This is a genomic window from Cytophagia bacterium CHB2, from assembly GCA_030263535.1.
GTDB lineage: Bacteria > Zhuqueibacterota > Zhuqueibacteria > Zhuqueibacterales > Zhuqueibacteraceae > Coneutiohabitans.
Window position 1 is genome coordinate 1 of sequence record SZPB01000349.1, and the last position, 6,835, is coordinate 6,835.

4 protein-coding genes are annotated in these 6,835 nt (G+C 53.6%); all 4 read right to left on the bottom strand.

Annotated elements, in window-relative coordinates:
• Positions 1-327: 327 nt before the first annotated feature.
• The 4 genes from FBQ85_24295 to FBQ85_24310 all read right to left on the bottom strand — a co-directional run bounded on the left by FBQ85_24295 (position 328) and on the right by FBQ85_24310 (position 6,750).
• Complete coding sequence (locus FBQ85_24295) at positions 328-1,389, bottom strand: hypothetical protein (GenBank protein MDL1878254.1); 1,062 nt, start codon at positions 1,387-1,389, stop codon at positions 328-330.
• A 9-nt stretch (positions 1,390-1,398) separates the two neighbouring features.
• Positions 1,399-3,927 carry a hypothetical protein gene (locus FBQ85_24300; GenBank protein ID MDL1878255.1) on the bottom strand — a complete coding sequence of 843 codons (2,529 nt, stop codon included), beginning with the start codon at positions 3,925-3,927 and terminating at the stop codon, positions 1,399-1,401.
• Positions 3,866-5,092 (bottom strand): hypothetical protein, encoded by a 1,227-nt coding sequence (locus FBQ85_24305; GenBank protein MDL1878256.1) that lies wholly within the window; start codon positions 5,090-5,092, stop codon positions 3,866-3,868. The genes FBQ85_24300 and FBQ85_24305 overlap by 62 nt, the downstream gene beginning before the upstream one ends.
• A 443-nt stretch (positions 5,093-5,535) precedes the next feature.
• Positions 5,536-6,750: a glycosyltransferase gene (locus tag FBQ85_24310; protein ID MDL1878257.1), complete on the bottom strand. Its 1,215-nt coding sequence runs from the start codon at positions 6,748-6,750 to the stop codon at positions 5,536-5,538.
• Positions 6,751-6,835 lie beyond the last annotated feature (85 nt).

Sequence of the window (6,835 nt, forward strand, 5' to 3'; positions counted from 1 at the left end):
TTGAATTGCTGCTCGACGAAGCTGATGAGGTCGAGCATCTTCATTGAATCGATGACGCCGTTGGCGAGCAGGCTGTCGCTGTCATTGAAGGCTACGCCTTTGGGTGCTTGCTTTTTGAGAAAATTTTTGATGTCGGTACGAATGTCCATGAGAAAAAAACTCCGAGGTTAATTGATCAATCGAATCAATTGAAGCATCATTGAACTTGCAATCGATTTGGGCCATTTTTATGATACTTCACAGGATTCCTGCTGAATGACAAATAATGGTGTTGGCCATGACATAAAGTAGTATCGCCGCTGTTTGCCCCTTGCAACCTGCCCCTTGCTAAATATCTCGATCACCCACCGTCATAAACCAATTCTTGCCTTCCAATACAACCGGAGCAAAGGGCGAAGTCGGTGAAGCATAGGCAATCACAGTGGAAGTGGCATCGTCACGATAGCGAAACCCGAGCTGCTGCGCTTGCGCCAGCAGGGGATTCATGTTGTGCAGCCGTAGCGAAATCGAGCTGATGCCGTCTTTGCGGAGATGGTGAATCAGCCCAGCCAGCAGTATGCCTATCTCGTCGCTTTTGCCTTCAACAATCGCGTCGGCAACGCGCGCGATGCCGTTGCCTTCGTAATACAAAACATATCCTTTCAGCTCACCATCTTGTTGCATGCGCAGGCTCTTGGCGCGATAGAGCGGATTACGCAGGAAGCGCCAGTTCAAATACTCCGTATCGCGGCTGCCGATGACGCTGTGCTGGTGTTTGACTTTTTCAAACAAGCGATCATACTCTTCACCAAAACGCTGCTCTTGCGCCAGGCTAAATTGAAACTTGTCGAGACCGGAACGGCGCGGCGACATCAACCGCAGCAGGGGATTCGCCAGCGCTGCGGATACTTTCGCAACCGGATTATTGCCGAGCTTGGCGCCCAGAGTTTGATCGAGCCGCAATAGCGCGGCATAGCGCACCATTTTGCCGATGGCGTGATGGCCGACCTTCTCGTGCACCACGCGCATGCGATCGTTGGGATGCGCGTACAAAAAGGCAAACTCGCCGCGATCGACGCAAAGTTTGGCGGCGCGGCGCAATTTCATCGCGGCCCCCAGCGTGCGGTATTCTTTGTCAATGGAAAAATCGGCGCAATTCCAGCCAATCATGCATTCGCCATTCACGAACATGCGGCGCGGGAACGCCGAGGTGAAACCGATCACTTTGTTCGCGGCTTCATCAACGGCCAGCCACGCCCGGCCCTCGCCGTAAGGATTGCCGGAATAGGCCCAATCGAAACGTTGCTCGAAGGTGTCATTTTTTTCATAGCGCTGCCGGTTGCGCAGCAGGCAATCCATCATCACTTGACGGTCGCGCTTAAGCTCGGCATCGCGAATCACAATCGCCATAACGTCTGTTTACTCCGTTACCTCGTAGGTCGCTGAACCCTGCGGGTCGTCCTTGAAGTACATCACGCCCTGCTCGCTGGTTTTCACATTCAAAAAGACATTGCCGTTCTTCTTGAGCTGCATCATCTTGTTGGGCGTGAGGCCGGTGACCAAATGAGAAACCAATCCTTGAGCAGAAATTTTATAGTTCAGTGAACGCTGAGGCGTCGTATTTTTGCTGAACACCACCAGCCGCTGGCCGTTGATCAAGGCGCCGGAACACACGGCGGATGCGATTTTGGTGACGGGCGCCATTGCCTGCAGCGTGCGCGAATCGCCGATTTGCATGACCGTCAGGTATTCACCGTTTTTGGAACGGATTTCGGCGCGATAGCTGCCGGTCCAATAGGCGCCCCAGTCAACGTAAGGCCCGCGCGATTTCACCGGCTTGCCGTCGGCATCCGTAAACCACATGGCCTCGCCGCCGATTTTCAGAATTTCCTTTTGCACGGGCAGCAGCGATTTCACAATCATGCGCCCGTGCGCCACCTCGAAGTTGTTCGTTACCGTAATTTGATCATCGGCAATCGCCGGCTCGAAGGCGGTGTGCAAGAGAAAACGTTTTTCGAATGGAGATTCCACCAGGTCGTGGATGAGCACAAATTCCTGATTCTCCGGCCCGCGCAAATACGCGAAGCGGCGATACGCCGAACTCGCTTTGCTCTTGTCGCCGCCGCGATAGGCCGCGGAATAGTCGTAATCGACAAAATCATAATCCGCACTCGATTCCAGCGCCTTGATTTCGCCAATATAATTCCGGCCGTTGGGCTGATACTCCTCGTCTTGCCAATGATCGGCCTCACTCCGCGCGCTGAAACTGAAATTCATAAAATTGCGATCGTCGGCGTCCTCTGGCTCGTCGGGATCATACAGGCCGAGAATGTTGTGAAACACGGCTTCGCGCGCGCTGGAGCTGCGCGGAAAGTCGTTGGCATTTTTGGGACTGCCGGCATCCAACGCCAGGCTGCCGTGCTTGAAAATCGTAAAACTCGCAATGTCCTTGTGCGCATGCGGGGCGTACCAATACTTTGGCGCCCAAAAAATGATATGCGTCGAGCTTTCTTTATCAAAAGATGACTTCATGACAATTTCGCCCAACGCCAGTTTATAGGTCAACGGCATGCCTGCCTGTTCCGGCGTGAGCGGCGTCACCTCGGCGCTGCCCCAAATGAATTTGAAAAACAAATAATCGATGCGAGGATCGAAATACTTCCAATCTTCCATTTTTTGGCCAAAGCCGCTTTCGCTCATCATCCATTTGGCCAAACCGGCAATACGAGGGTCTTCATGCTGCAGCGCACCCGCGGAAATGGCGCAGATGCGCCCCGTGCTGCTGCCGATCACTTTTTGCAGACTGCTGGTATCGTGCCGGGAAAGGTAGTAGTTATCTTTCAACTTGAGCGGCAGAATGTTGTACAAAAGGTAAAGCACGTTGTAACGCAAAAAAGGATGTTTGAAGAAAAGATTTTCACCCAGCGCCGTGGAGGCGGCGCCCGCCATGAAACTGACGTTGGTAATTCCCATCATGTAGTAACTCGCGCCTTCGCCCCAACCCGGGCCTTCGAATACTTTATCACCCACCGCAAGTGAGCGTTCGAGAAAAACGGCGTTGAAAAAATTCAGCATTTCTTGCGCTTTGTCGCTGTAACCCGGCCCCAGATCATCGCCCCACAAGGCCAGTGCGCCGGCGCAGCCGGAATGAATGTAGCCGGTGACTTGGTTGGAGAGCTTGACATAATTGCCGGGATCGGCTTCGTCGTCGCGCGTATCATACAAACGAATCATGGCATCGGCGAGCGTGCGCTTTTCCTCAAGCGTCAACAGGGCATGCAACCAGTCGTAGGACACGGCCAAGCTCAAATTGAGATAACCGCCGTTGTCGCCCTGCAAACCGGCGGACGATTGGCGATCGTGCCGCGTCTCTCGCTTGATATACATGGCGTGTTCAATCGCTTTGCGGCCATACTGTTCGCGGCTGTGGCCGAAGGAGAACTCGGGCAGCGTGGCGGGATCGATGATATACAAAAACGCATAGTTTTTGGTATCGAGATAAAGAATGCCGCCAATTTTCGATTCCGGGAGATCGTCAAAATGACGATCCAGCTCGTTGACATATTTCTGAAACTCTTCGCGATAAAGAGTTTTCAAACGCTGGCGCAGCGCCGGCAATTCTTCCGGCGTCAGATAAAGCCGCGGATGCACCTTGCGCGCCAGCGGGCTTTGCGGCGGCGGCGTATACACCGAAATTGGAACGGGGGCTTTCGCCTCGCTTTTGCCGGCAGATTTCTTTTTTTCTTTGATGATGCTCTTTGCCGTGTCACTCAAACTCTGCTTGGCATCATCGCTGCACGCCATGGCCATGGAGGCCAGCAGCAGGAGGAGCACAGGAGTAAACCCGATCTTCGACAGGCGGGCGAACAAGCGGCAACGTTTGGCCTCATGCTTTGAGAGAACGGAACGCGGGGCTTGGCGGCGGGTGGTGTCCGTCATGGTTGTCACCGTCAACTTCCTTTTCTAAAATAGTAAGTTCAGAGGTTAGCTCGCGCTTGAACCAGCTATTGACATACGTGTGATTGAGCAGGCGCTGCACGCCTCCGGCGTGCATCCAATCCAAAGCTTTGCGCACACGCTTGTTGGTGGTCAATTTTTTCAAGCGGCGATCCCACTTGGCCCAAAGCCAGACGACATAATAGAGCCGCAACAAGGGCGGCCAGGAACCCGATCCCAAATAACCCAAAAGGAATTGTTCCTGCAAGTAGGGCATCAAGTCGCTGTGCAGCGGCAAGCGCGCGCCATATTCCATTAACTTCAACTCGACGAGAAAGCGCGCCACATCGTCGAAGGCCGCGCCGGATAATTCATTGCCGAAATCAATGGGAATGATGCGCTCCGGCGTAAAAAAAAGATGGCGCAATTTGAAATCGCCGTGCAAATGCGCCTGCGCCACTTCGGCGCCGGCGAATTTGCGGCTGACCGCCAAAATGCGCTGCCGGAGGGGATCGGCCAACTCCACCTCACCGCCGGCTTTGCAAAAGCGTTTGTAATAATGATTGACTTGCCGTTCGAAATGATCGGGTTCGAGTGTCAATGCGGCGCCGGCCGGAAAACCGCGGTGCATGAGGGCAAGCCATTTACCGCACCGCTGCACATATGCGCCCAGCCGGGTTTTGCGGGTTTGATAGCCGCTCAGCGCATAACGTGTTTCTTTGATCAAAACGCCAAGATCTTTGCCCTCTGCTTTTTCGACGATCAACGTCAGCAAGTCGGGAAAATAGTCCAGCGGCCTCACCACGGAATACACTTCTGCCTGCGCGCTGAAGTAGTCATAAACCTCGCGATGAAACAGAAATTCGCGCTGGCTTTTGTAGCGAATGTCCTGGTCGCGCGCGTCTTTTTTGGGCGTAATGCGGTAGGCCTTGGCAATCAGGTTTTTCAGCGGCCGGCCTTCCGGGCTTTCGATCGTCAACCAGAAAATGAACGTGAACCGGCGGCGCTGCGGCGGTTTGCTGAGCACGACACGCGCGCTTTTTTCACGCGCCAGCTCGGGATAATAGCGCAACACGTTTTCCTGCACGCGCGTCAGGATTTCGCCGGTGATGCGTTCCTTCCACGGCTCGGTCGCCAACTCCAGCAATTCCGGGTGGCCGGTGACTTCGGTTTGCATATGTTTTCCTTAATGCACCGTTATCGCGTGGTCTTTAGGGCCATAAGGCGCTCAAAGTTAGAATAAAATTCTGAAAGTTTGACGCAGAATAATTTATCGGCAGAACGATTCAAAATAATTCTGCTGATAAATCATCCTGCCAAAGTTTTTTGCGGCGATGCTCGGCGACTTCCGCGCATTTCGGTGGAGAAACTTTATCGCTGATGGTCACCAGAGACACCGAGTTTCGCCGAACAGTTCTTTGCTGCTTCGCAGAAGCTTTGATTTGCAGCTTGTCTGCAAATCAGGGTAGTCTCGTTTAAGTTGAAGCGTTGCAAAAAAAGTGAAAAATCTCTCACCGCCAATTCACGAAGTCACTAAGTTTTTTCCTGGTGCCTTGGTGACTTGGCGGCAAAATTGGGTTTCGGCTTGTTCGGGTTAGGGCTGTAGAAACCCCGTTGCACTCATTCGACCAATTGCGGCGCGGCATTCATCACAGAGGCGGCAAAGTGCCGCTCGATTTTGTCTTGCAAAACGCGGTCAAAATCGAAGTGGCGGGAAGCAGCTTCGACATACATCCTTTCATAATTTCGTACCATCCCTTGCAGCGAGAATTGCGATACGATGCGCTGCCGGCCGGCGTCGCCCATGGCCTGACGGCGCTTCGTATTCGACAACAAGGCGAGTATCGCTTCGCCCATTTGCTGCGGGTCTTGCGACGGCACTAGCAAGCCGGTTTTGTTATTGACCACTAATTCCGGATTGCCGCCGACATTCGTGGCCACCACCGGCCGGCCCGCACACATGGCTTCGAGAATCGCGTTCGACATTCCCTCACTGACGGAGGACAATACAAAAACATCGTACACCTGCAACAGCTTGGGAATATCATCGCGCCAATTCAAAAAATGTACGTGGCTGGCAATGCCCAAACTTTCCGCCAGTGCGGCCAGATCATTTTTGAGCGGCCCGTCGCCGCAAAAAACCAGGCGGGCCTCCGGCATTTTCGTGACCACGACCTTCGCAGCTTTGATCAACGTGGCATAATCTTTAACCGGCACAAATCGCCCGATGCTGCCAAAAACCAGGGACTCCGGCGGAATGCCGAGCGCCGCGCGAAATTCGTAGGAGTCGATGGTTACTTCGAAGCGTTCGAGATTGACACCGTTTTTGATAATCTGGATTTTTTCCCGCGGAAAGCCGATGCGTGCGACGAGATTCTCTCTCAGAACGCTGGAAACACAAATGACGCGCGCGGCGCGATGCCATACCCGGCGCTGCACCCAGGTATGCAGCCGCGTATCGTCTTTAATAAAACCGTGCTCGCCATGAATCAGAATCGGAACGCCCGCCGCTTTTGCCGCGAAGGCGCCTTCCAAGAGTGTACTCCATGAACGCGTGTGCACGATATTAAAATGATGGCGGCGAAAATGCCGGGCCAGCTTGAAGGGAATGCGCACATCGCCGCCCGGGCGATTCCCCAGCGTGATCACGTGGCATTGCTGGGGATCGACCTGGCGGCTCAAAATGCCGCCCTGTTTGAAGGTGAAAATATAATTTTCAAAGATCTCGGGCGACATCCGGTTAACCAGATTGACCATGCCGTGTTCTTTGCCGCCAACATGCAGCCCCGGGGTCGGATGCGCGATTTTGATCCTATGAAGCGTTTTTTTCTTCATGCAGGCGCATCTGTTCTTGATGAAAAACGGCGCGGACACTTTTTTCAATTTGGCTGTCAACCAGGCTCAAGTTGTCCGTTGCAAT

What these genes read in the sequence shown, in the direction of transcription:
- FBQ85_24295 (MDL1878254.1), bottom strand. Translation starts at nt 1,389, where the DNA reads ATGGCGATTGTGATTCGCGATGCCGAGCTTAAGCGCGACCGTCAAGTG.
- FBQ85_24305 (MDL1878256.1), bottom strand. Translation starts at nt 5,092, where the DNA reads ATGCAAACCGAAGTCACCGGCCACCCGGAATTGCTGGAGTTGGCGACC.
- FBQ85_24310 (MDL1878257.1), bottom strand. Translation starts at nt 6,750, where the DNA reads ATGAAGAAAAAAACGCTTCATAGGATCAAAATCGCGCATCCGACCCCG.